Source organism: Pseudarthrobacter sp. MDT1-22, from assembly GCF_054511035.1.
Genome location: NZ_JBTNDK010000008.1, coordinates 120,767 through 146,160, shown reverse-complemented (window position 1 = coordinate 146,160; position 25,394 = coordinate 120,767). Strand labels below are relative to the sequence as shown.

Annotated in this window: 21 protein-coding genes; 8 read left to right on the top strand and 13 right to left on the bottom strand. The window is 65.4% G+C overall.

What is annotated here, in order from left to right; genetic code table 11:
• Positions 1–62 precede the first annotated feature (62 nt).
• Entirely contained in the window at positions 63–896 is an 834-nt protein-coding gene (locus ACX80M_RS08965) for a LysM peptidoglycan-binding domain-containing protein (protein ID WP_252598228.1), read from the top strand.
• 43 nt (positions 897–939) lie between these two features.
• Positions 940–1,407, top strand: a complete 468-nt coding sequence (locus ACX80M_RS08960; protein ID WP_252598229.1) for an Rv3235 family protein — start codon at positions 940–942, stop codon at positions 1,405–1,407.
• Between the two features lie 123 nt (positions 1,408–1,530).
• Here the strand turns inward: ACX80M_RS08960 and secA are convergent, their stop codons facing one another.
• The 7 genes from secA to mtrA all read right to left on the bottom strand — a co-directional run bounded on the left by secA (position 1,531) and on the right by mtrA (position 11,840).
• A complete protein-coding gene (gene secA / locus ACX80M_RS08955) occupies positions 1,531–4,269 on the bottom strand; it encodes a preprotein translocase subunit SecA (RefSeq protein ID WP_252609060.1) in 2,739 nt (912 codons plus the stop codon).
• A gap of 42 nt (positions 4,270–4,311) precedes the next feature.
• Positions 4,312–5,577, bottom strand: a complete 1,266-nt coding sequence (locus ACX80M_RS08950; protein ID WP_252598231.1) for a winged helix-turn-helix domain-containing protein — start codon at positions 5,575–5,577, stop codon at positions 4,312–4,314.
• Between the two features lie 32 nt (positions 5,578–5,609).
• Positions 5,610–6,335 carry a ribosome hibernation-promoting factor, HPF/YfiA family gene (gene hpf / locus ACX80M_RS08945; protein WP_252598232.1) on the bottom strand — a complete coding sequence of 242 codons (726 nt, stop codon included), beginning with the start codon at positions 6,333–6,335 and terminating at the stop codon, positions 5,610–5,612.
• Positions 6,336–6,546: 211 nt separating this feature from the next.
• Entirely contained in the window at positions 6,547–7,281 is a 735-nt protein-coding gene (locus ACX80M_RS08940; RefSeq protein WP_459309416.1) for a ComF family protein, read from the bottom strand.
• A gap of 272 nt (positions 7,282–7,553) precedes the next feature.
• Positions 7,554–9,272 carry an LpqB family beta-propeller domain-containing protein gene (locus ACX80M_RS08935; protein ID WP_252614451.1) on the bottom strand — a complete coding sequence of 573 codons (1,719 nt, stop codon included), beginning with the start codon at positions 9,270–9,272 and terminating at the stop codon, positions 7,554–7,556.
• Positions 9,269–11,032, bottom strand: a complete 1,764-nt coding sequence (mtrB, locus tag ACX80M_RS08930; protein WP_374209927.1) for an MtrAB system histidine kinase MtrB — start codon at positions 11,030–11,032, stop codon at positions 9,269–9,271. The genes ACX80M_RS08935 and mtrB overlap by 4 nt, the downstream gene beginning before the upstream one ends.
• Positions 11,033–11,165: 133 nt before the next feature.
• Positions 11,166–11,840 (bottom strand): MtrAB system response regulator MtrA, encoded by a 675-nt coding sequence (mtrA, locus tag ACX80M_RS08925; RefSeq protein ID WP_056343773.1) that lies wholly within the window; start codon positions 11,838–11,840, stop codon positions 11,166–11,168.
• 133 nt (positions 11,841–11,973) lie between these two features.
• Between mtrA and ACX80M_RS08920 the strand changes: the two genes are divergently transcribed.
• Genes ACX80M_RS08920 through ACX80M_RS08895 form a run of 6 tightly spaced genes read left to right on the top strand, consistent with a single transcriptional unit; the run spans position 11,974 to position 18,237 of the window.
• Positions 11,974–13,266, top strand: coding sequence for a hypothetical protein (locus ACX80M_RS08920; protein WP_459309402.1), 1,293 nt, complete (start codon positions 11,974–11,976; stop codon positions 13,264–13,266).
• Positions 13,256–13,912, top strand: coding sequence for a DUF4129 domain-containing protein (locus ACX80M_RS08915; RefSeq protein ID WP_252598236.1), 657 nt, complete (start codon positions 13,256–13,258; stop codon positions 13,910–13,912). Before ACX80M_RS08920 ends, ACX80M_RS08915 begins: the two co-directional genes overlap by 11 nt.
• A 14-nt stretch (positions 13,913–13,926) precedes the next feature.
• Positions 13,927–15,180 carry a DUF4350 domain-containing protein gene (locus ACX80M_RS08910; protein ID WP_252609055.1) on the top strand — a complete coding sequence of 418 codons (1,254 nt, stop codon included), beginning with the start codon at positions 13,927–13,929 and terminating at the stop codon, positions 15,178–15,180.
• Entirely contained in the window at positions 15,177–16,178 is a 1,002-nt protein-coding gene (locus ACX80M_RS08905; RefSeq protein ID WP_374209926.1) for an AAA family ATPase, read from the top strand. Before ACX80M_RS08910 ends, ACX80M_RS08905 begins: the two co-directional genes overlap by 4 nt.
• A gap of 11 nt (positions 16,179–16,189) precedes the next feature.
• Complete coding sequence (locus ACX80M_RS08900) at positions 16,190–17,482, top strand: DUF58 domain-containing protein (protein WP_252598238.1); 1,293 nt, start codon at positions 16,190–16,192, stop codon at positions 17,480–17,482.
• Between the two features lie 41 nt (positions 17,483–17,523).
• Complete coding sequence (locus tag ACX80M_RS08895) at positions 17,524–18,237, top strand: DUF4166 domain-containing protein (RefSeq protein WP_252614450.1); 714 nt, start codon at positions 17,524–17,526, stop codon at positions 18,235–18,237.
• A gap of 51 nt (positions 18,238–18,288) precedes the next feature.
• On the opposite strand, the gene ACX80M_RS08890 is transcribed toward ACX80M_RS08895, so the two are convergent.
• The 6 genes from ACX80M_RS08890 to ACX80M_RS08865 form a co-directional block, all read right to left on the bottom strand.
• On the bottom strand, positions 18,289–19,299 hold the full coding sequence (locus ACX80M_RS08890) for a uroporphyrinogen decarboxylase/cobalamine-independent methonine synthase family protein (protein WP_252598240.1): 1,011 nt from the start codon (positions 19,297–19,299) through the stop codon (positions 18,289–18,291).
• On the bottom strand, positions 19,290–19,676 hold the full coding sequence (locus tag ACX80M_RS08885) for a chorismate mutase (protein ID WP_058931921.1): 387 nt from the start codon (positions 19,674–19,676) through the stop codon (positions 19,290–19,292). The genes ACX80M_RS08890 and ACX80M_RS08885 overlap by 10 nt, the downstream gene beginning before the upstream one ends.
• Positions 19,677–19,797: 121 nt before the next feature.
• Complete coding sequence (locus ACX80M_RS08880) at positions 19,798–21,513, bottom strand: ABC transporter ATP-binding protein (protein WP_459309401.1); 1,716 nt, start codon at positions 21,511–21,513, stop codon at positions 19,798–19,800.
• Complete coding sequence (locus tag ACX80M_RS08875; protein WP_252598242.1) at positions 21,510–22,523, bottom strand: ABC transporter permease; 1,014 nt, start codon at positions 22,521–22,523, stop codon at positions 21,510–21,512. Before ACX80M_RS08875 ends, ACX80M_RS08880 begins: the two co-directional genes overlap by 4 nt.
• A complete protein-coding gene (locus ACX80M_RS08870) occupies positions 22,523–23,605 on the bottom strand; it encodes an ABC transporter permease (protein WP_252598243.1) in 1,083 nt (360 codons plus the stop codon). The genes ACX80M_RS08875 and ACX80M_RS08870 overlap by 1 nt, the downstream gene beginning before the upstream one ends.
• A 95-nt stretch (positions 23,606–23,700) precedes the next feature.
• Positions 23,701–25,341: an ABC transporter substrate-binding protein gene (locus tag ACX80M_RS08865; RefSeq protein ID WP_252598244.1), complete on the bottom strand. Its 1,641-nt coding sequence runs from the start codon at positions 25,339–25,341 to the stop codon at positions 23,701–23,703.
• Positions 25,342–25,394: the final 53 nt, after the last annotated feature.

Sequence of the window (25,394 nt, the reverse complement as noted above, 5' to 3'; positions counted from 1 at the left end):
TCAAACTGAACCTAGATTTATCAAATGGCATTAAACAGCATCAAACATGAGATAGGAACACCATGACGGCAGCTACAGCACGTGGGCTCCGCGCAGACGCCGTCATGGCGGCGTCCATCCTCCTGTTGGGATTCTTCCTCTGCGTTGCCGGCGGGGGCATGGTGGGCCGATGGCAACTGTCCACAGCACGCCGGCAAGGCCCGGACCTTGATGACCTACTCGGTGCCGTGGCTGTCGCCGCAGGGCTGGCCATCGTGGCGTGGTGGATCTTCTCGATGGTTTTGGCGTCAGCGGCTGCCGTCCTGGACAGGTGCGGCAGGCGGCGGGCCGCAGACAGGGCCGGCAAGTGCTGCCCGGCATTTATGCGCCGGCTCGCTGTGGCCGCACTGTCGGTGCAACTACTGTCGGCACCGCTGGCTCACGCAGCCGTCCCACCGGCCGGACCCGCCTGGGTACCCACGCAGGAAGTGGCGGTCCAGGAGGTACCGGTCCACGGCGCAGCCATCCAGGCCCAGTGGTCTCCCACAAGCGGCCACCGGCAGCTCCCGGAACCGGAGGGCAAACACCCTGCAGACACGGGAGGACAGACCACCGAAACTCCTGCGGCGGCGGTCCGGCCAGACTGGCGTCCCAGCCCGCCGGTCCCGGACCCCGGCCTGCTGGCGGCCCAGCCCGTCCGGGCGGAACAGGGCCCACCGTCGCCATTGAGTGAGGTCACGGTACTGGCGGGCGACACACTCTGGGACATCGCTTCCCGCCACTTGGGCCCGGCGGCTTCGGATGTGGATGTCGCCTTGCACTGGCCCCGCTGGTACGAGGCCAACAAATCCCGGATCGGCGAAAGCCCGCATGTCCTGCTGCCCGGGCAGATTTTGAAAGCACCTTCCACGGCCTAACCGACGTTCCGATATTCATCAGCTCACGATTAAGGGGAATCACATGTACGCAGTTACGCCAATCCGCTCCGCCACGGTCAACCCGGGCGGCGCGGCAGCAGTCCGCCAGGTTCCTCCGCGCACCACTACCGCGCCGGTCGTGCCGCTGCGTGCGGCAGACGAAGCCTCCGAAATCCTGGCGATCACACGCAATACCGTGCAGGCGGCCATGGAAGTCCTCGCCGGCATCCGGCCGATCCACCAGCTCGCCCGCCGTCTGGATCCGCGCTGCCTCGCGGTGCTGCAGCACCGCGCGGCTTTGATCCGTCGCGAACAGTCGCGCTCTGCCTCGCCGTCCCTGGCCCGGCTGCACAAGAACTCCATCGTGCGTTCAGTCCGCGCCTGCGAGGTCGCCCCGGGCATCTATGAGGCAAGCGCCGTGGTGGTTGATGACATCCGGGCACGGGCTGTAGCGGTCCGGCTTGAGCGCAGCAAGCAGGTCTGGCGCGTGACCGAGTTTATGGTCGGCTGAACCGCTTGCCCACGAATGCAGAAGTGCCCGGAGCTGAGGCTCCGGGCACTTCCAGTGTCGAACTATTTCAGCGACGATCTACTGCAGTGCCGACCTATGGCTGATCAGCCACGATCCCTGCTGTCAGCGGCGCTTTTTCCTGGCCGGACGCTTGGTGGCGTCCTGCGCTGCAGCCTTTGCGGGATTTCCGGACCGTGAAGAGACACGACCCTCCACCCGGGTCTGGGATGCGCCGTCTTCGCCGGGAGCCGTGTACTGCAGCTGGGCCGGCTTCTCCGGCGCTTCCAGGCCGGCAGCGTGGATCTGCGGCTCAACGTGCTCGGTGTGGCCACCTGCTGCGTCGGGCACCACCACATCCTGGGCTGGGGTCACCTCAACTTCAAGGTTGAACAGGAAACCGACGCTTTCCTCGCGGATGGCCTCCATCATGCTCTGGAACATAACGAAGCCCTCGCGCTGGTATTCCACCAGCGGGTCACGCTGTGCCATGGCGCGCAGGCCGATGCCTTCCTTGAGGTAGTCCATCTCGTACAGGTGTTCCTGCCACTTGCGCCCGATGACCGAGAGCACCACGCGGCGTTCCAGCTCGCGCATGCTCTCTGCGCCGATGGTCTCTTCCCGGGCCTGGTAGACCACACGGGCGTCGGAGAGCAGCTCCTCCTTGAGGAATTCAACAGTGAGCTTGGACTTGCCGCCGGCTTCCTCGACGATCTCTTCCGCTGTGACGCTGACGGGGTAGAGCGTCTTGAGGTTGGTCCACAGCTGGGTGTAATCCCAGTCGTCGCCATTGCCTTCGGCCGTGGCGGAGTCGATCAGGGCGGTGATGGTGTCCTCCACGAAGAACTGGACCTTCTCGTGGAGGTCGTCACCTTCGAGGATCCGGCGGCGGTCACCGTAGATGGCTTCGCGCTGGCGGTTCAGGACGTCGTCATACTTGAGGACGTTCTTGCGCTGCTCGGCGTTGCGGCCTTCAACCTGGCCCTGGGCAGACGCGATGGCCCGGGAAACCAGTTTCGATTCCAACGCCACATCATCCGGGACGGAACTGTTCATCAGCCGTTCGGCCGCGCCGGAGTTGAAGAGCCGCATCAGGTCATCGGTCAGGGAGAGGTAGAAGCGTGATTCGCCGGGGTCGCCCTGGCGGCCGGAGCGGCCACGGAGCTGGTTATCGATGCGGCGGGACTCGTGCCGCTCAGTTCCCAGGACATACAGCCCGCCGAGGTTCAGTACTTCCTCGTGTTCGTCCTTTACGGACTGCTTGGCCGCCTCCAGGGCAGCCGGCCACGCGGCCTCGTACTCTTCGGAATTCTCTTCCGGGTCCAGCCCGCGCTTGGCCAGATCGGCCACCGCAGTGAATTCGGCGTTGCCACCCAGCATGATGTCAGTGCCGCGGCCTGCCATGTTGGTGGCCACCGTAACAGCACCCTTGCGTCCGGCCTGCGCAACGATGGCCGCTTCACGGGCGTGGTTCTTGGCGTTCAGGACTTCGTGCCTGATGCCCTCCTTGGCAAGCAGCCCGGAAAGGTATTCGCTCTTTTCGACACTCGTTGTGCCCACAAGGATCGGCTGGCCCTGTTCGTGACGCTCGGCAATGTCCTTCACGACGGCGTCGAACTTCACCTTTTCATTCTTGAACACGAGGTCCGACTGGTCGATCCGCTGCATGTCCCGGTTGGTGGGGATGGCCACCACGCCGAGCTTGTACGTGCCCATGAACTCGGCGGCCTCAGTCTCGGCCGTGCCGGTCATGCCTGCCAGCTTGGAGTACATCCGGAAGTAGTTCTGGAGCGTCACCGTGGCCAGGGTCTGGTTCTCGGCCTTGATCTCCACGGCTTCCTTGGCCTCGATGGCCTGGTGCATGCCCTCGTTATAGCGGCGGCCAGCCAGGATTCGGCCAGTGTGTTCGTCAACGATCAGCACTTCGCCGTCGAGGATGACGTAGTCCTTGTCCCGCTTGAACAGTTCCTTGGCTTTGATGGCGTTGTTCAGGAACCCGATGAGCGGAGTGTTCGCGGATTCGTAGAGGTTCTGGATGCCCAGGTAGTCCTCCACCTTTTCGATGCCGCTCTCCAGGACACCGACCGTGCGCTTCTTCTCGTCCGCCTCGTAGTCCTCGCCGGCCTTCAGTCGCTGCACCACCTTGGCAAATTCGCTGTACCACCGGTTGGTGTCGCCCTGGGCAGGGCCGGAAATGATGAGCGGCGTGCGGGCTTCGTCGATGAGGATGGAGTCGACCTCATCAACAATGGCGAAGTTGTGGCCACGCTGGACCAGCTCTGACTGGTCCCACGCCATGTTGTCGCGCAGGTAGTCAAAGCCGAATTCGTTGTTCGTGCCGTAGGTGATGTCCGCGGCGTACTGCTGCCGGCGCACCGCGGGATCCTGGTTGGACAGGATGCAACCGCTGGTCAGGCCAAGGAAACGGTAGACCCGGCCCATAAGGTCTGACTGGTACTCGGCAAGGTAGTCGTTCACCGTGATGACGTGGACGCCGTTGCCGGTGAGGGCATTAAGGAAGGCGGGCGCGGTGGCCACAAGGGTTTTGCCTTCGCCGGTCTTCATTTCGGCGATATTGCCGAGGTGGAGGGCGGCGCCACCCATAAGCTGGACGTCGAAGTGACGCATGCCCAGGGTGCGGGATGAGGCCTCACGCACGGCCGCGAATGCCTCCGGGAGGAGATCGTCCAGGTGCTCGCCGTCCCGGTGGCGGGCGCGGAGGTGGTCAGTTTCCTCGCGGAGCTCAGCATCCGTGAAGGTTTTGAACGAGTCTTCGAGCGCATTGATGGAGTCGGCATAGTTCCGCAGTTGCCGCAGGGTTTTTTTGTCACCCGTGCGGAGAAGTTTTTCGATAAGTGATGCCACGTGAAGATACTCCCAGTCTTATGCTGCCGAATTCTGGCGTTTTTAGTCTACGGGAGAGACACAGGCCACGCGGCCGGTGTTCCCTGAGAGCGGACCGGCGCGGTGACGCAGGGCGGCGCCGAGGGACTCCGCCAGGTCCCCGATCGGGCTTACCACAATGTTGTCCAGCTCCAGCCATTCGGCCATCAGTTCCAGCTCGGCGGCGAGCTCGACGGCGGTCCCTGCCGGTGCGTCCGGCTCACCGTAGGCGGACCTCACCAGCAGATTTCCCGCCGCACGGTCCGCTTTAAGATCCACGCGCGCCACGATGGTGTCACCCAGGAGAAAGGGCAGGACGTAGTACCCGAAGCGTCGGAGGTGCGCGGGCGTGTAAATCTCGATCCGGAAATGGAACCCGAAGAGCTCCTCAAGCCGGCGCCGCTCGAAGACCAGGGAGTCAAAGGGACTGAGCAAGGCCCGCCCTGCCGCCCGCCGCGGCAATGTGGCGTCGGCATGGAGGAATACCTTCCGGTCCCAGCCTGCGACAGCCACCGGCTTCAGCCTCCCTATGCTGACCAGATGGTCCACAGAGGCGGCGGCCGCCTTGCCCGGTGTCCGGAAGTAGTCCGCGAAGCACTTCACGGTTCCGATGCCATGGGCTTGCGCGGCCGCGTCGATGAGCCGATGCATGGCCTCAACAGGGTCCGGCGTGGCTTCGAGGGCCAGTCGGCGCGGCAGCACCCTAGCCGTCAGCGTGTACTTTCGCTCGAACTGTTCGGTTCTGGACGCCGCGGAAATGGTGCCCGCCTCGAACAGGTCTTCAAGCACGCGTTTGACGGCGTTCCAGTTCCATCCCCAGTTGTCGTCCCGCCGGTCCTCCACGTGCCCGATGTCCACCGTCAGTTCCGCCGCCGTCATGGGCCGCCCTGTGGCGAGGGCATCGAGGATCTTTGCCGCCACCGCGTCGCGCAGGCCTGGGTCGAGGGCGGACGCACCCACCCACGTGCGTTTCTGCCACAATCGGAGGTCCTGGAAATGCTCGGGCCGGATGAAGCTGGCCTCGTGCGCCCAGTACTCCATCATGCGCCTGGGCGGCGAGCTGGCCATCCGCTGAAGAATGGTGCGGTCATAGTTGCCGAGCCTTGAAAAGAAGGGCAGAAAGTGACTGCGGGACAACACGTTGACGGAATCGATCTGGACAAGCTGGATCCGGGCAAAGGTACGGCCCACCGTCCGTGAGGTCACGGGGCCGGCGGGCCGTCCTTTGTCGAGTCCCTGAGCTGCCAGGGCGATCCGCCGGGCCTGGTTAAGGCTCAGCGTCGCTGGCACATCAGTCCTTTCATTGAGGGGTGTAAACCGCCCTAGACTTTTGCAGCCTCGTCATCGGAACGGTAGGCGAGGATTTTTTCTTCGACGGCCGTCTCCCCCGGTTCGCATTCGTGGTCCAGGGTGATCACTCCGTACGTCCAGCCACGGCGCCGGTAGACCACCGAGGGCGTGTTGGTGGCCTTGTCCACAAACAGGTAGAAATCGTGGCCCACGAGCTCCATGTTGTCCACAGCATCGTCAAGGGTCAGGGAGGCCGCGGGGAAAACTTTGCGCCGGATCAGCACCGGGGAGTCCCCAGCCGGAATGTCGTTCTCGACCTCGTAGGGCGATCGTTCAACAGGTGCTGCCTGGGTTTCGCTGCGATGGCTCGCCTCGACATAAAGGGGCTCGCTGGTACTCGCGGGTTCCAGTGATGCGGTGGCTTCACGTACTGCCTTGGGGGTGTGGCGCCCGTGGTGGACCTTCTTGCGATCCTTGGCGCGGCGGAGACGTTCCAGCAGCTTGGTGTAGGCGAGATCGAACGCAGCGAATTTGTCTGCGGCGCTGGCTTCGGCACGGATTACGGGTCCCCGGCCCAGGACCGTCACTTCAACGGTGAGCTGGTCGCCGGTCTGGCGCGCATTCGTTTCCTTGGAAACCTTCGCGTCAACCCGCTGGACCTTGTCGCCAAGTGACTCGATCTTCGAGATCTTCTCACCGGCGTATTCGCGGAAGCGGTCTGAGACCGTCAGATTTCGTCCGCTGATCATAAACTCCATGGTGCCCTCCAAATGACTTCGGTGACACGACGGCGGCACATCCCACGGGCCGATCTGCTTGACAGTCAAGCCCCTTTCCGAGCCGCCATCGAAAGGTACAACTTGTTCTTGGTACCCACAACCGACGTTAGTTCATAGCCACCTGTTATTCATCCTTTCTTCGTTTATTTTTTTCTAAGACGGGCAGCGTTCCGCCAGCTCCCGGGGCGGGCTATTCGCCGCCAGCTGAATCCGGCGGGCGTGTCGCGGCGAGGACCACTGCACCCACCACCACGGCACCGCTGAGGTGCAGTGCGCGGGCTGCTTCGGCGAGTGTGGCCCCGGTAGTGAGGACATCGTCGACAATGATGCAGCGGCGTCCGGCCACCCGCGCGCGCTGGCGTTTCGGGACCTTCATGGATTCCTTGACCCGGCTCGCCCTGGCCCCGCGGCCGAGTCCCTTTTGGCCTCCAGGCAGCCGCTCCAGTGCGGCGCGGCGCCGGGATTTCCGGATCACGTCCAACACCGGTGTACCGCGGAAGGTGGTCCCCCGGCGCAACTCTGCGAGTAGGAGGTGGACCGGACTGAACCCTCTTTTGATGTAGCCGGCCGTACTGCTGGGCACCGGAACCAGGCAGACGCCGTCGACGCCGGCCACGGACGCGGCAATGCCCTGCCCCAGTCCGCGCGCCAGGACTGACGTGAGCTGGTGCTGGCCATGGCTCTTGAACGAAAGCACGGCCTGCGCCAGCTCCTCGCGGTACACCCCGGCCGCCACCACGGGAAGGATCAGGCCGCCGTCGACGTTCATCAGGGCCGGCGCCTGCTCCTCTGCCCGGAACGGGTGCCTGGTCAACAGGCGGACGTGGCGTTCGCACATGACGCACAGGGCCAGGTCCTCCGCACCGCAGCAGACGCAGTCCACAGGGACGGCAAGTGCCAGCAGCTCCGCGGCGGCCACGCCCATCTGGTCGGCGGCCCGCAGCCAGCGGCGGCGGTGGCCGCTGCGATGCTTGGCGGACTGCAGCGGAGGCGGCAGGAGGTCCGGATCCAGGCTTGCCGCATTTCTGGCGGGACCCCCCCGGGAGCGGCCCCCACCGCGGCCCCCGGACCGGCGCGCAGGCGCGTGGCGAGCAGACGGGTGGCGAGCAGGAGGACGTCCGGGCTGAACTTCGGTCACACCCCATGGTGGCCTGCGTATCGCAGCCCCGGAACCGCTGGTCCGCGCTATGTGGAAAGCTACCCAGGGAATGAGGGGTCAATGGGGCCCTTCAGCTGGGGCGACCAGCCGTTGCCGAGCCGCTGGAAGATGCCCTCGGCCGACTGGCCGTAAATTTCCTCCAGCCCGTTGCCGGCGCTGAGCCACACAAGGCCGGGCCACGGCGCCAACTGCTGGGGTTGTCCGGAGGTGAGGGACAGCAGCTCCGGCGTGACGTTCGAGCCTGCCGAGGCTTTCATCACGGCGACCGTTGTGTCGTTCACCCAGACGCCCTGGTCCGGGTCACCGGAAGCCACCAGGGTGATCGGGGCAGTCAGTTCCCGGGGTGTCCCGTCGGCGTTCCGGATGATCCCGGCAATCTGCACCTTCGTCTTGCCGTTTTGTTCCGAAATGACCAGCGCCCGGACGCCCTCGCGGGAGATCCTCAGCTCCTTGACGGTTCTTCCGGCCAACCACGACGGCGTGAGCGTAACGGTGGGAACGGCGGCACCTTCGGCAACTCCGACGGGCCGGTAGGCCACCACCTCCGTACCGCCGGTAGCTCCCGGCCCTGCGGCCCACACCCAGTCATGAATACTGAAGGACGGGTGCGTAATGGTGCTGCGCGTTGTCAGCGCACGGGCGGGCTGTCCCGGCACCATGCTGTAGAGCGTCGTCCGGCTTTCGTTGAGGAACGCAATGGTCTGGGACACCGGGGATTCCGACGGGTAGCGGGGCCCGAGCGATGAAACTGGCTGCATATCCGGCAGCGGGGACACCCTGTTGTTTTCGTAGCGAACCAGCTCATTGCCACTGACGGCGATCTCGCGGACCGGCACGTTTTTGTCCCGCACCGGGGGCAACACCGAACCGTTGTCTTCGACGCGGACCAGGTCCTGGTTGGCATGCAACTCCACATTAACGACGTCGGGCTGGCTGCGGAACGTGAGCGAAAGCTGCGTCTGCATCCGGAGCCTGTCCTCCGTGGACGCCTCGGTGAGTTCCTTGGCCGTGAGGTCCACCTGCGCGGCGCCGGACACCACCGGAACGGATTCGCGGGCGAGTTTGATGCCGGACGGGAAGGCGCTCACCACCGCGCCGCGAAGGTACGGCGCGGGGCCGGCCAGCAGCGCACTGGTCATGGCTTTGACCGTCTTGTTCTTGATGAACCAGCGGACGTCAGGCACGGCATAGGTGAAGCTGGGATCGTAGAAGTAGATAGGGTAGGCGCCGTAGATGACCTTGAAGGTTTCCTCCGGGATCGCTGTTCCGTCCGGGATCGCTGAGATCCGCCATTCGCCGTCCACCTGGGTGAGAGTGGCCGGAATGTTCTCGATGGTGCCTTCGGGCATCTGGGTGGCGATGCCGTCAACATCCACGCTGTACGCAACGTCCAGCTGGTAGTTGTAGACGTTGTCGACGCCGGTGCCCACCACTTTCGCCTCGCGGTACACCAGCGCGCGCTGGTCGGGTTTCCAGGATACTGACGCTGCCTGCGTCAGGTATTCGCGGGCCACCGCGTAGTCCCCCTCGTATCCGGTACCGGCACGGTAGAAGTAATCAATGATGTTTTCCGGAGTAGCGCCGGGCTGGGGAGCGGCCGGGAGGAACACCGGTGCGTTGACGTTGCCGGCGCTGCCTTCCGCGCTCTTCCCCACCGGCCCGGCCGTGGGAATGCGCGCGCAGGAGGCCAGCACCAGGGCAACGACGAACAGCACAACGCTCCTCTTCAGCATCGCCCGCACTTTTCGTCCCGTCATGAAGACTCCTTCGGTGTTGCGCCCGTCCCGGCAGGGGTGCGCCCGGCGCCCTGGCCACGCCCGCCGCCAGCGGGGACATCAGGCGCCCCAGTGGGGCCGGGCCCCAGGACCAGCATGTTTTTCGAATGTGGGACGTCGGGGAGGATGATGTCTTCCGGCTCAAGCTGCACAGGTGAGCGGTCGATCTCCTCGCCCTGGCGCAACGGAATGGTCAGCCGGAAGTTGGCCCCTCTACCCTTGTTTCCCCATGCCTGCAGCCAGCCGTTGTGGAGTTTGGTGTCTTCCATTGCGATGGACAGGCCCAGTCCGCTGCCTCCGGTGGTGCGGGCCCGCGCCGGATCCGCACGCCAGAACCGGTCAAAGACCCGGGCGGCCTCGGCCGGGGTCATGCCGATCCCCTGATCCCGGACTGCAACTCCCACTGCTGACTGGTTGGCTGAGACAGTCACGGTGACCGGCTTGCCTTCGCCATGCTCCACTGCATTCAGGATGAGGTTCCGTAGGATCCTGTCGATCCTCCTGGCGTCCATCTCCGCGACAATTCCCACGGCGGGAGCCCGGAGGATGATCTCCGAGCCGTATTCGGCCGCGACGGGCGCTGCCCCGTCAATGACATGGGCGATCACCTGCAGGATGTCCTCGGGCTCGGCGTCGAGCATGGCCACGCCGGCGTCGAAGCGGGAGATCTCGAGCAGGTCGGCCAGCAGGGACTGGAACCGCTCCACCTGGTTGTACAGGAGTTCGGCCGAGCGCTTGTTGATGGGGTCGAAATCGTGGCGGGCGTCGTACAACACTTCCGCGGCCATCCGGACGGTGGTCAGGGGCGTGCGGAGCTCGTGGGAGACGTCGGAGACAAACCGCTGCTGCATCTGGGACAACATGGCCAGCTGGGTGATCTGCTCCTGGAGGCTGGCGGCCATGTGGTTGAACGATGCCCCGAGACGGGCAACCTCGTCTTCGCCCTTGACCACCATCCGCTCCTGCAATTGGCCGGCCGCAAGCTTCTCCGACACCAGGGCAGCGTGGCTGACGGGGCTGACAACATTGCGGGTGACATACCAGGCGATGGCCCCGATCATCAGCACCAGCACCGCGCCGCCGGCCAGGAGGACGCCCTGGATTTCGTCGAGCGTCTGCTGGGCGGTGTTGACGTCATAGATCAGGTAGAGCTCGTACACGGTCCCGTTGAAGGTCACCAGGTTGCCCACGGCGATGCCCGGCCTGTCCTCGGTACCTACCGGAATCACGGTGGAGGCCCAGTACTGGTCCTTGCCTGAATCCTGTACCGCCGTACGGAGTGCAGGCGGGATGACGCTGACGGTCAGCTGGTCCGACGCCCGCGACTCCACCCAGCGGTTCCGGGGCTTGGTCTGTTCGGGCTTGGCTTCGAAAACGTAGCGGCGCTGGACGACGGAGCCGCGGCCCTCCACTGCGTTCAAAGTGTCGTAGACCAGGGTGATGACGCTGGACTGGTCGGTGACCTGGGCGCCGTCGAACGTCTCCTGGACCTGCTTGACGTAGTAACGGGTCTCGGATTCCGCCTGGGTGAGGCGCTCCTGGAACAGGTTGTTGGCGATCTGGTTGGACAGGTAGGCGCCCACGGCGCCAAAGGATGTCACGGCCAACAGCAGCGTGGTGAGAACTGTCCGGAACTGCAGGGACCGGCGCCAGCGTCGACGCATGGCCCGCCCGGCAAACCGGACCGCAGGGAAGAAACGGGTCACGCCGAGACGGACAAGACGGCCCACCCGTAGCCCCACGATTACTCCACGGCGCCGCCAGATCCGTGCCCGGAATGGCAGCGTTGCCAGCTCCAACGGCAGCGCATCCGTGTGCTCCGGGCCCTTGGCTGCGGGAAGGTCCGGGGCGCGGTGCGCTTCTGGTCCTGAGGGCTCAGGATCCTGCTTTGTAGCCGACACCACGAACCGTCAATACAACTTCGGGAGCTTCCGGATCCCGTTCAATTTTTGACCGGAGGCGCTGGACGTGGACGTTGACCAGCCGGGTGTCCGCCGCGTGGCGGTAGCCCCAGACCTGCTCCAGCAGCAGCTCACGGGTGAACACCTGCCAGGGCTTCCGCGCCAGGGCTACGAGGAGGTCAAACTCCAGGGGCGTGAGGGAAATCCGCTCATCGGCACGCTTCACGGTGTGGCCGGCCACGTCGATGGTGATGTCAGCGATCCGCAGCGTTTCAGGCGCCTTCTGGTCGCCGGGCCGCAGGCGGGCACGCACGCGTGCCACGAGTTCGGCGGGTTTGAACGGCTTGGGTACGTAGTCGTCTGCGCCGGACTCAAGGCCGCGGACGACGTCGGACGTGTCCGACTTGGCCGTGAGCATGACGATGGGCACGTCCGATTCGGAGCGGATCTGCCGGCAGACCTCGATGCCGTCCACGCCGGGCAGCATCAGGTCAAGCAGCACGAGGTCAGGCTTCGATGAACGGAAAATATCCAGCGCCTGGCTGCCATCGGCGCAAAAAACCGGCTCAAAGCCGTCATTGCGCAGAACAATCCCAATCATTTCGGCCAGCGCTTCGTCATCGTCAACTACCAGAATGCGTGCCTTCATAGTTATATATTCCCTTATTGAACAGGGTTTGTCCTGTTGAACGGCCTTACGGCATGGCGCCACGCTATGCCGCCCGACGCCGGAACTATAGGCTGGCAAGACGCGGACAGTCCCGCACGGGGGAAGGAACAGGGTGCCACACCAGGATCCGAACATGCAGCAGCCGCATCCTGCCGGCGAGGCTGGGAAAGGCCAGCCGCCAGGGAACCAGCCTCCGTGGGGGCAGCAGCCCGGCCCGGCACAGCAGCCCTGGGGCGGCCAGCCGGTTTGGGGACCTCCTCCGGGTGGCCCGCCGGCTTGGGACACTCCGTCGCACAATCCCTACGGCGCTCCGCCGCCCTACCAGCAGCCGCGTTATGTTGCCCCGCCCAAACCCGGCATCGTTCCCCTGCGGCCACTGATGTTCGGCGAGATCCTGGATGGCTCCTTCCAGGCGATCAGGCGCAACGCCAAAGCCATGCTGGGCGCCGCGCTGCTGGCGCAGACGCTCGCCGCAGTGCTCACGGCAGTTCTCAGTTCATTTTCCGCCACGTCCGCGGCGTCACTTGAAGCCTGGGCGGCGGGCCTGACGGAGCAGGACCTGGTCCCGCTGGTGGTGACCTTCGCGTCCGGGATCCTGCTCGTCTCGGTGCTCACCGTTTTTCTGTCCGCGGTGCTGCAGGGCGCCATGGTGGTTCCGGTCGCCAGATCCGTCCTCAACCGCCCCACCGGCTTCAGGCAGATGTGGACCCTGGCGCGGTCCCGCGCTGGTGCCCTGATCCGCCTTGCGGCCCTGCTGGTGGGCGGCGGGCTCCTCGTTGCGCTGCTGTTTTTGGCGCTGGCAGTGCTGCTGGTCAGCACCGTCGGCGGAGTGGGCGCCCTGATCCTCATCCCGCTGGGGCTGGTGTGCTTTGTGCTGTACGTATGGGTCTACATCAAGCTTATGGTGGCCCCTGCCGCCGTTGTCGTGGAGGAACTCGGTGCGATGGCCGGCATTCGGCGCTCCTGGGAACTGACACGCAGCAATTGGTGGCGGCTCCTGGGCATCACGCTGGTGGTGGGCATCATGGTGGGGGTCATCGCCCAGGTCGTCATGATTCCCGTCACGCTGCTCACCGGCTTTTACACCGGAGTGGTCTCACCCCACGGCGGTTCCGAGCAGGCCATGACGGCGGCCGTGGTGGCGGGCGTTGCCACCGCGGTCGTTACCGCAGTGGTCGCCGCAGCGGGTTTTGCCTTCCAGACCTCCGTGATGGCGCTGCTCTACCTCGACCTCAGGATGCGCCGGGACGGACTGGATATCGCCCTGCTCCGGCTGCTGGAATCCGGAGCAGATCCCGACGGCGTCCCGGGCCGAGGCGTTCCGGTCTACCGGGCGGGACGCGGCCAAAATCCGCTGCCGCCCTACGGGGCACCGCCCGGCGGGGCATGGCCGGATGGCCGCTGAACCACCGGTCCTGCCTGGCCGCGACGAGGCCCGCCGCTGGGCCGAAGAAGAACTCGCCAAGCCGGAATACCGTGACGCGGCCCCCGGCTGGCTGGACACTGTGTGGGCGGACATCCTGGACTGGCTGCGGTCCCTGGACGGCGGCTCCGGCCCGGACACCACCGTGGCGGCGCCGTGGATCGGTGTGGCCATCGCCGTGCTGATCGGCGCCGCGGTCGTCCTGGCCCGCCCGCGCCTCAACGCGAAGGCCAAGCGTGCCGGAGACGTATTCGACGCCGGCACAACAGTCAGTGCCGAGGCCTACCGTGGGCGCGCGGCGGCCGCTGCCGCGGCCGGCAACTGGAGCGCCGCCATCGTGGACTGTTTCCGTGCGCTCGTGCGCACAGCCGAGGACAGAACGCTTTTCGACGCGCGGCCGGGCCGGACCGCGGACGAGGTGGCGCACGAACTGGCCACACCGTTTCCGTCAGAGGCCGGCCGCCTGACGGAAGCTGCGCGGACTTTCGACGGGATCCGCTACGGAAATGAGTCCGCAGGCCAGGCTGACTTTGCCGCGGTGCGCGAACTGGACATTGCCCTGCAGTCCCTCACGCCGGCGAGCGCCGCCCTGCCCGCTGAACGTAACGAACCGGCGGTTCCGCGATGACGCAGGGTCCCACGATGCAGAACCCTTCGCCGGATCTTTTGACGCCCAAACTTCCGACGTCGGGTGCACCGGAGGCGCAGCCGGGTTCCGCCCCGGCACTCCGATCCGGGTCCGGGTCCGGCGCCGGTGCCGTGTCCGGTGCCCGTGCCTGGCTCCGGCGGCACCGCGGCGGGGCAGCGATCGGCGCGGCGGCCGCCGTCGGACTGGCGGTGGTTATTTCCACCCAACTCGCACCAAAGGGCGATTCCCTGCCCTTATCCGTGCATAACGCCGGGCCGGGCGGCGCCAGGGCGGTCACCGAGATACTGGGCCGCCACGGTGTCGAGGTCCAGGATGTTGACTCCTTTGACTCCGCCACGGCAGCACTCGCGGACCGGCCGGGTGCCACCCTCCTCCTGTACGACCGGAGCGGATTCCTGGACCAATCCCGGCTGGACGAGCTGGCCGCAAGTGCGGGTAGCGTAGTGCTGGTGACGCCGCGGCTCGGCACGCTGAAGGCCCTCGATACCGGCATCAGCCAGGCCGGTGTGGTGCCTGAGTCAACGGCGCTCCTGGAACCGGGCTGCGATCTCACCGATCCCGCGGCGGCAGGTGCTGTCTCCGGAACCGGCGGATTCCTGTACGACGGCGGCACAGTGTGCTTCAGCCCGCCGGGAAGCACCGCCGGGCTGCTTGCCCGCACGGATGACGGCGGCCTGACCGTCCTGGGCAGCACCGCCCTCCTCAACAACGGCGGGCTTGCCGGCCACGGCCATGCCGCACTGGCCCTGCGGACGCTGGGCCGCTCAGAAGTCGTTGTCTGGTACCTGCCCGGACTGGGCGACGCGGCCGCTGCGGAGTCAACGCAGACACTTGATGACCTCGCCCCTGACTGGGTGGCATTCCTGGGGCCCTGGCTGGTCTTTGTGACCGTGCTGACCATTGTGTGGCGCGGGCGCCGCCTCGGCCCGCTCGTGTTTGAACCACTCCCCGTGGTGGTCAAGGCCGTGGAGACCGCCGAAGGCCGCGCGCGCCTTTATCAGGATTCCCACGCACTGGACCGGGCACGGGACAACCTTCGGGCCGGCACCCTGGTTCGTCTGGCGCAAGCCCTTAGAGTCGGATCCCAGGCCACTGCCGACGACGTGGTGCAGGCAGTGGCCCGGCACATGGGCCGGCCGGTCAGAGATATCAGCAGCCTGATCCAAGAACGCCCCGGTACCGCAACCAGGCTGGTGCAATGGTCACAGGAACTGGACAAACTAGAGAACGAGGTCAGAACCCGATGAACGAAGCGTACGGCGCCCCGCAGATCATGGATTCCTCCCCGCGGACGCTGGATCCCGCCCGGCAGGCGCTTTTGGATGTCCGCCACGAGGTTGCCAAAGCCGTGGTGGGCCAGGATGCCACCGTCACGGGACTCCTGATCGCGCTGCTTTCCCAGGGGCATGTTCTCCTCGAGGGCGTGCCCGGTGTGGCCAAGACACTCCTGGTCCGTGCCCTTTCCGCCGCGCTGAGCCTGGACACCAAACGCGTACAGTTCACCCCTGACCTGATGCCCGGCGACATCACCGGTTCCCTGGTCTATGACTCGCACACCTCGGAATTCAGTTTCCGCGAGGGGCCGGTCTTCACCAACATCCTGCTGGCCGACGAAATCAACCGGACGCCCCCGAAGACGCAGGCCTCCCTGTTGGAGGCCATGGAAGAGCGGCAGGTCTCGGTGGACGGGGTGTCCCGGCCGCTGCCGGCGAACTTCCTGGTGGCGGCAACCCAGAACCCCGTGGAATATGAGGGAACCTATCCCCTGCCCGAAGCCCAGCTGGACCGGTTCCTGCTCAAGCTCACCATGCCGCTGCCCAGCCGGATTGACGAGGTGGAAGTGATCCGGCGGCACGCAGCCGGCTTCAATCCCCGGGATCTTGCTGCCGCCGGTGTCCGGGCGGTGGCCGGCGCCGAGGACCTCGAACGGGCGCGGCAGGCTGTGGCCACCGTTGCCGTCGAACGGGAAATCATCGGCTACATCGTGGACCTCGTGCGCGCCACCCGGCAGGCGCCGTCGTTCCAGCTGGGCGTCTCGCCCCGCGGCGCGACTGCACTGCTTAATACGGCCCGCGCCTGGGCCTGGCTGTCGGGCCGCAGCTTCGTCACCCCGGACGACGTCAAGGCACTGGCGCTGCCGTGCCTGCGCCACCGGGTGGCCCTGCAGCCTGATGCCCAGATGGACGGGGTCCGCGTGGACGATGTCCTGGGCAGCATCCTGGCGTCCGTCCCGGTCCCCCGCTGATTCGCTTGCACATGGCACTCTCCGGACGGTTCGTCGTGCTGGCACTGCTGGGCCTGGTGCCGGTGCTGCTGTTTCCTCGCGGAGGAACGGTCCTGGGCGTGGTCGTGGCACTCGCTGCTCTCCTGGGCCTGGACCTTGGCCTGGCCGCTTCCCCGCGGGCCATCATCGTCACGCGCGCCGAGCCCGGCAACGTGACGCTGCACGGCACGGCCGCTTCGGTCATCACGCTGCGCAACAGTGGCCGGCGACGCTTGCGCGCCACTGTTCGAGACGCGTGGCAGCCGTCTGCCGGGGCTGTGAATCCGGTCCAGGACCTGGATATCCCCGCCCTGGAAAGCCGCCGGATGACCGTCCGGCTACAGCCGGTCCGCCGTGGCGACGTGGGCGCCCGGCACGTCACTGTGCGCTCCCATGGACCCCTTCGGCTCGCGGCACGCCAGCGCACGTTTGACTGTGACGGCCTCCTGCGGGTCCTGCCGCCGTTCCATTCCCGCAGGCACCTCCCCTCGAAGCTCAGGAAACTCCGCGAACTCGACGGCAAGGCCGCCGTGCAGATCCGGGGTTCCGGCACCGAATTCGACTCGCTGCGTGACTACGTCCGCGGGGACGACGTCCGGTCCATCGACTGGCGCGCAACCGCCCGCCGGTCCGCCGTCGTCGTCCGCACCTGGCGCCCGGAACGCGACCGGCGCGTGGTGATCATGCTGGATACGTCCCGCACGTCAGCGGCGAGGATCGAGGACGAACCAAGGCTGGATACCGGCATCGAAGCGGCGCTCCTGCTGGCGGTGCTGGCAGAGCGTGGCGGTGACCGGGTGGATTTCCTTGCCTACGACCGCCGTCCGCGGGCCAGAGCCGGTTCCGCCACCACCGGCAACCTCCTGGGGCAGCTGGTGCAGGCAATGGCGCCCCTCGAAGCTGAACTGATCGAGCTTGACTGGTCCAGCCTCCCCGGCCAGATCCGGGCGGTCTCCGCCCACCGGTCCCTGGTGGTGCTGCTGACGGCGTTGGACGGCGGGGCGCCGGAGGAAGGACTCATTCCCGTGGCCGCACAGCTCGCCCAGCAGCACGTTGTGGTGGTGGCCGCCGTCCGTGATCCCATGCTGGGGCAGATGCTGCGGGAGCGTGAGAACGCCGCCGGTGTATTCCGGGCGGCAGCGGCTGAACGCGTACTCCTGGAACGGGCGGCGGTCAGCGCCGAGCTCCGGCACCACGGGGTGGAAGTGGTGGATGCGGAGCCACACCAGCTGCCGCCACAGCTTGCCGACATGTACATCCGGCTCAAGGCGGCCGGTAGATTGTGAATTACTGCAGCGCCGCTGACGGTACCGTCCAGGAGGTCACCATGAACGTCCCTATTTACCAGCAGGCCCTGGGCGAGGACTTCCACCGGCTGCAGCCTGAGCTGCAGGAGTACTTTTCGCTGGCGCCCGGTTCGGGGCACTACGGCGTCGGGGAGGGCGTGTTCGACGTTGTGGGCTGCCGGCAGGCGTGGCTGCGGCCGCTGCTCAAGCTGACCTCCGGGGAGGACGCGTTCTTCCCGGATTACGGGGAAGGCATCCCCTTCCGGATTGAAAACCATGCCCACCAGGATCCGTTCGGCCGCTCCAGCCTGACTGCCCGGCGGGAAATCCGTTTCCCCGGGCACCTGCGGATATTCCAGGACACCACCAGCCTCATGGATTCCGACGGCGGCCCGCGGCTGGTGGACTACCTGGGCCGTTTCCGGCGCATGGTGACCGACCTCAAGCTCAGTGTGACGAACGAGGGTAGGCTGCGCGGCGTTTCCGAAGCCTCGCGGCTGTTCCTGGGCCCCCTCCGCCTGCCGCTACCGGCCACCGTGGATGCCAGGGCTTACGCCGAGCAGTGGTGGGACGGCGCCGCAGGCGAGCACGGACAGCACCGGATCCAGGTCAAGGTCATCCAGCCGCAGATCGGGCTGGTCCTGGTCTATGCGGGCGGTTTTGACTACTGCCTGCGTCCCTACATCGGCGGCAGTTCGGCGCAGAGTTTCCTGCCCCGCTACGCCCAGCCGGACCGTTGGGAAAACCGGACATAGAAGTCTTGCGTCGCACGGCTGAGCGGTGGGCCCGCTCAGCCGTTCGCCCGCTCAGCCGTGCGCGCGCTGGTTCAGGCCGTCGGCCACCTGGGTGAGCCGGCCCAGCACTGCTGTGGCGGTGGCCGGCGTGTGGCCGGCAAGTCCCGCCGAGGGGGTGACCCGGATACTGCCCAGGGACGACGCCGGGAGCCCCAGCTCGTGCCATGGCCGCCAGACGGACTCCACGACGTCGGCCACCCTGGGCAGTGTGCCGCGGCTGACGTCCAGGGCGCCGGCCCAGATCCGCTTGCCTGCCTCCACTGCCGTGGCCAACTGCTCCCACTGCCGTGTGGTCAGGGCCCTCAGCGGCACGGCCACGCCGTCGGCACCGGCGGCCATGATCCGGTCGATGGGGGCCTCAATTTCAGGCACGGAGATGACGATTTCGGCGGCACCCGCGGCGCGCAGCGCGTCGATCACCACCTGCCAGGACTCGGTGACCTCCTGGCCACCCACCGCCCGAAGCGTGCGGTAACCGCTCGACGTCGGAATGGTGCCGGCCAGTACGGCGGCGATATCAGGCTCATCGACCTGGACCACCAGCCGTGCGCCCGGAACGGCGCTGGAGATCCGGGACAGGTAGCCGCCCACCCCTGCGGCAAGCGAGTCGGCAATGTCCCGGCGTGCGCCGTAGTCGATCAGTGCCCGTTCGCCGTTGTGCAGGTGCAGCCCGGCGGCAAGACCCAGCGGTCCCAGCAGCTGGACCTTGAGTTCGGGGGCCGGGGTGTCCTCGGCGCCGGCGACATCTGCCAGGACGTTGATGTCGGTGGACAGGGCCGACGCGGCCCGGCGGAAATCCTTGCCCGGACGGTCCACCAGCCGCCAGCCGTACGGCTGGACATCCACGGCCATTTCAACCAGGAGTGCGGCCGTCCGCCCCAGGGCGTCGGAACCGACTCCACGGTCCGGAAGCTCTGCCAGGAACGGCAGGTGCGGGCTTCCAAGCTCGCCGCGGATAATGCGGGCAGCCTCCACGGGGTCCTCCCCCGGCCAGGGCCCAAGCCCGGTGGATGTTACTTCCACTCTGCAGCGGCCTGGTGGTCCTCGGCGATGGCTTCATGATGGCGGATGACCTCGCCGATGATGAAATTCAGGAACTTCTCCGCAAACGCGGGATCGAGGTGTGCATCCTCCGCCAGCCGCCGGAGACGGGCGATCTGGGCGGATTCCCGGCCTGGATCCCCCGCCGGGAGCCGGTGCGCGGCCTTGAGGAAGCCCACTTTCTGGGTGGCCTTGAACCGTTCGGCCAGGAGGTACACCAGGGTCGCGTCGATGTTGTCGATGCTGGAGCGGATGGACAGCAGTTCCGCCATCACCGAGTTGTCCACGTGGCCTGCCAGCGAACTCGCGGCGGCATCGTAGGTGTCGGTGTCGGGAACATCGTGGTTTTGCTGCGTCATGGTCCAAGTCTATGGGGCGTCCGGAGAAATCCTTCCGGTGTTAAGCGGCGGACGGACACCCCGCCTGGTGGGGCGGGATGTCCGTCTGGTGATGCCGCGACTGTGGGGTCGCTGGTGGTGCCTACTGGGTCAGCAGCGCCCGGTGCGCTTCCCGGCGTCGTGCCTGTTCGTCCGGATCAGGGACCGGCAGCGAGGCAATCAGCCGTTTGGTGTAGTCGTGCTGCGGCGCGCCCATCACCTGGCTGCCGATACCCTGCTCCACCAGCTTGCCCTTGTACAGGACGCCCACCCACTGGGACAGAATGTCCACCACCGCGAGGTCGTGGCTGATGAACAGTGCCGCGAACCCGAACTCGGCCTGGATTTCCTTGAAGAGTTCCAGGACCTTTGCCTGCACCGAAACGTCCAGGGCCGACGTCGGCTCGTCAGCGATCAGCAACCGCGGGTTCAGGATCAGTGCCCGCGCCAGCGACGCCCGCTGGCGCTGGCCGCCGGACAGCTCGTGCGGGTACCGCTGGGCGTACGACGCCGGCAACTGCACTGATTCAAGCAGCTCAGCAACGCGTTTGCGCGCCTGCGCCGGGCTCGGGTTGGTGTGAATGATCATGGGCTCCGCTACGCAGTCGCCGATGGTCAGCTGGGGGTTGAAGGACGCAGCCGGATCCTGGAACACAAAGCCAATATCCTTCCGGAGGGGCTTGAACGTCCGCTCCTTGAGGTTCAGCATCTCGTAGCCGAGTACCTTCAGGCTGCCGCCCGTGGTCCGGTTCAGGCCCGCGATGGCCCGGCCGATGGTGGTTTTCCCTGAGCCGGATTCGCCCACCAGCCCAAAGACTTCGCCCGGGGACACGGTGAAGCTGACCCCGTCCACGGCCTTGAAGGCCGGAGTTCCCAGCCTGCCGGGGTACTCGATGGTCAGGTTGGTTGCCTCCACCAGCACCGGCGAACCCTGGTGGGCGCGTTCCCGCAGGCCCTCCGACGCCGAGTTCCGGCCCAGGTGGGGCACGGCGGCCAGCAGCTTCTTGGTGTAATCCTGCTCGGGTTCAGCAAAAAGCACGCGCACCGGCGCCTCCTCCACCACATCACCCTGGTACATCACCACTACGCGGTCCGCGAGATCGGCCACCACGCCCATGTTGTGGGTGATCAGCACGATCGAGGTGCCGTACTTGTCCCGGAGGTCCCGGAGCAGCTCCAGGATTTCGGCCTGGACGGTGACATCCAGGGCTGTGGTGGGTTCATCGGCGACAATCAGTCCCGGGTTCAGGGCCAGCGCGGCGGCGATCACCACGCGCTGCTTCTGGCCGCCGGAGAACTGGTGCGGATAGTAGTTAACCCGATGCTCCGGATCCGGGATCCCCACTTTGCGCAGCGCCTCAATGGCACGGACCTTCGCGTCCTTGGCCGAGACCCGCTTCCCGCCGGCCCCGCCGGCGTGGGCACGGATGCCCTCGGCGATCTGCCAGCCCACGGTGAACACCGGGTTCAGTGCCGTGGAGGGCTCCTGGAACACCATGGCCACATCGCGGCCACGGATCTGCCTCAGCTTCGCGGCGCTGACGCTGATCACGTTGTTCCCGTTGATCAGGACAGCCCCGCCGCTGGTGGCTGTCTCCGGCAGCAGCCCGAGGATGGTTTTCGCGGTCACGGTCTTGCCCGAGCCGGATTCGCCCACGATGGCCAGGACCTCGCCGGAGCGGACGTCCAGGCTCACATCCTTCACGGCGTAGACGTCTCCGCCATCGGTGGCGAACGTGACTTTGAGGTGGTCGATCTCCAGTACGGGCTGGTCTGCCGGCCTGGACTGGTCAGATGCCGAATCAATATTGATGGTCACAGTCCTCTCACATTCGCTGCGATGGCAGACTGCGCGGCCGCGGTTGATGGTCCCGGGGCGCCCTTGGCGCCGGCAGCCTTGCGTCCGCGCAAGCGCGGATCGTTCAGGTCGTTGATGCTTTCACCCACGAGGGTCAGGCCAACCACCGTCAGCACGATGGCGAGGCCGGGGAACACGCCGGTCCACCAAATGCCTGAGGAGGCGTCGGACATCGCCTTGTTCAGGTCAAAGCCCCATTCAGCGGCGGAGCTTGGCTCGATACCGAAACCGAGGAAGCCCAGGCCTGCCAGAGTGAGGATGGCTTCGGAGGCGTTGAGCGTAAAGATCAGCGGCAGGGTCCGGGTCGCGTTGGAAAAGATGTGCCTGCTGATAATCCTGGCGCTTGAGGCGCCAACAACCTGGGCGGATTCCACAAACGGTTCAGCCTTGAGCCGGATGGTTTCAGCACGGATCACCCGGAAGTACTGCGGTACAAACACTGCCGTGATGGCAAACCCGCAGGCGAGGATTCCGCCCCAGAAGCCAGACTGTCCCTTATTGATGGCAATCGACATCACGATAGCCACGAGGAGTGTCGGGAAGGCGTAAATCGCGTCAGCAATCACCACCAGCACTCGGTCCAGCCAGCCGCCGAAGTAGCCACTCACCAGTCCGAGGAACACTCCCAGGAAGATGGACATCAACACGGCAGCAACAATCACCGCCATGGCTGTCTGCGATCCCCAGATCATCCGGGACAGCACATCGTATCCGCCCACGGTTGTTCCCATCAGATGCTTGCCACCGGGTTCGGCCTGCGCCGGGAAAGAACCGGCGTCATCGGAAATCTGAGAATACCCGTAGGGCGCCAGCACCGGCGCAAATATCGCGGCCACCACAAAAACAGCGCAAAGGACGACGCCGATGAGCAGCATGGTCCGTTGCAGGCCAACGCTCTGGCGGATGTGGGACGAGACCGGAAGCCGGTCCAGCAAGGACTTCTTTTTCGGTTCCAAAACTGTGGTGCCCATCAGTACCTCACTCGCGGATCAATCAGGGCAGCGGCAATATCCACCACGAAATTGGTGATCGCCACAATGACGGCCAGCAGCATCACGATGCCCTGGACAGCCACAAAGTCACGCGCGGTAAGGTACTGCGCCAGCTGATAGCCAAGGCCCTTCCACTCGAAGGTGGTTTCGGTCAGCACCGCACCGCCGAGCAGCAGGGCAATCTGCAAACCCATCACCGTGATGATGGGGATCAGCGCAGGCTTGTAGGCATGCTTGGTCACCAGGCGGTATTCACTGACACCTCGGGACCGGCCTGCCTCAACATAGTCCCTGCCCAGCGTGCCGATCACGTTGGTGCGGACCAGACGGAGGAAGACGCCCGCGGTCAATAGGCCCAGCGCGACGGCCGGCAGGACTGCGTGGTGGACGATGTCGCCAAAGGCTGCCAGATTGCCGCTGCGAAGGGCGTCCAGCCAGTAGACGCCAGTGGGCGCTGCCAGCCGGCCCATCGCCAATTCCGTTGTGGTGGATGCACGGCCAGCTACGGGGAACCAACCCAGTCCTACAGAAAATGTCAGCTTCAGCAGCAGGCCGGCAAAGAAGACAGGGGTGGCATAGCAAAGGATGGCGAACATGCGCAGGACAGCGTCCGGAACCTTGTCGCGTTTGTGGGCGGCGAACATACCCAGCGGTATTCCCACGAGCAACGCCACCATCACGGCGTTGATGCTCAGTTCCAGGGTGGCTGCACCAAATTTCGCGAGCATCTCGATGACGGGCCGGCCATCTGAAATAGTCCGGCCGAAGTTTCCGGTGGCGATGTGGCCAAGGTACTCGATGTATTGGATGAACAGGTTCCGGTCATAGCCGGCCTGGTGAACCAAGGCGTCGATTTGTTCCTGCGGGAGGCGTCCGCCCTGGGCTGCGGTAATGGGATCGCCGGTGATCCGCATCAGAAAGAAAACGAGGGTGACGAGGATGAAGATCGTGGGGAAAATGAGCAGGAAGCGAATCAGGATATACCTCCCGAGGCCACCTCCCGCGGATTTGGATGTGGGGGCCGCTACAGTTGGCGGCGGCGCATCAATCAATGTGGCCATGCTGAACCTGCTTGGTCTGGAAAGCGAAAAGTGTGGAGCCAACACGTAGGAGGCAGGGCCGGCCGGCCCCACCTCCTACGCAGGTGTAACAGGTGTTACTTGGAAATGGTGCCGAGCCGGAACTTGAACGACGCATCCAGCGTCGAATCCACGCCCTTCACCTTGGTCCCCGAAACAGCCACCTGTGCCCCTTGCAACAACGGCAACGTGGAGATGTCCTTGGCAAGCAGGTTCTGGACCTCCTGTATGGTCTTCTCACGCTCTGCCTTATCAGCCGTCACAAGCTGCTTTGCGATCAGCGTTTCGACCTCGCTGTTGGAGTAGTGGTTGTTCATGAAGCCACCGCCCACAAAGAAGGGTGTCAGGTAATTGTCCGCGTCGCTGAAGTCCGGGAACCAGCCCAGCTGGAAGACGGGGTAGCTGTCTTTCTTCGACGCAGAGTTGTACGTGACCCACTCGGTGGACTGAAGGTCCACGGTGAACAGGCCGCTCTTCTCCAACTGGTCCTTGACCATGGCGTATTCGTCACCGGATGACTTGCCATAGTGGTCAGGGTTGTACTGCAGTTTGATCGTTACCGGGCCGGTGATGCCGGCGTCGGACATGACCTTCTTGGCCTTGTCCAGGCTGGGCTTGCCGGAGCCGTCCCCATAGGCCTGCTTGAAGGATTCGTTGGCGCCCACGAAACCGGACGGGACGTTGGACCACATGGGCAGGTACGTGCCCTTGTAGACCTGGTCCGAGATGGCTTGGCGGTCAATGAGGTCAGCAACGGCCTGGCGGACGGCCAGCGCTTTCTTGGGGTCCGTTTCCGGGGTCTTGGCACCGAAGGGCATGGTGTCGAAGTTGAAGACGATGTACCGCATCTCGCCGCCGGGTCCGACATGGACCGTGACGTTGGAGTCCTTCTTGAGGTCATCGATGTCCGTGGCGCTCAGGCTGCGGTTGGCAACATCGATCTGCCCGCCCTTGACCTCCAACTTCATGTTGGTCTGGTCGGTGTAGTACTTGATGGTGGCCCCTGCGTTGGCGGGCTTTCCAAGCACGCCCTTGTAGTCCGGCCAGGCCTTGAGGCTGACCAGCGTGTTCTTGTTGTAGGAGTCGATGATGTACTGGCCGTGGAAGGCATTGGCCTTGACAATTTCCTCGTCGCTGAGGAGCTTGTCTGCCGGGAAGACTTCATCGTCGACGATCGGCGCGGCCGGGCTGGTCAGAATCTGCGGGAACGTCTGGTCGTTGGCATTCTTCAGCGTGAATACAACGGTGCTGGCATCAGGCGTGGCAATGGAATCGATGTTGGACAACAATGATGCCGGTCCATTGGGATCGTTGATGGCCACCTGGCGATCAAAGGAGAACTTGACGTCTTTGGAATCCAAAACGTGCCCGTTGGCCCACTTGAGGTCGCTCTTCAGCTTGACGGTGAATTCCGTAGGCTTGGTGAAGGACGACGATTCGGCAAGGTCCGGCACGGGATCGGCGCCACCGGGCTTGGAGTTCAACAAATAGGAGTAAATCTGGTTCATCACCATAAACGAACCGTTGTCGTACGAGCCCGCCGGGTCCAGTGCGGTGACTTTGTCTGTGGTGCCATATGCGATGACGCTGCTTGCATTCTCCGAAGCTGTGCTGCCACCGCCCCCGCCACCCGAGGGGCCCGTGCAGGCCGTCAATGCGAAGGCGGAAACGCCTGCGAGCGCGAGTGCGCTGCGCAAGGCTTGAGTGCTCTTGGTCATCTGTGAACTTTCTGTTCGATGAGTACGCGCTCGCCGCCCGCAAATGGGTGTCT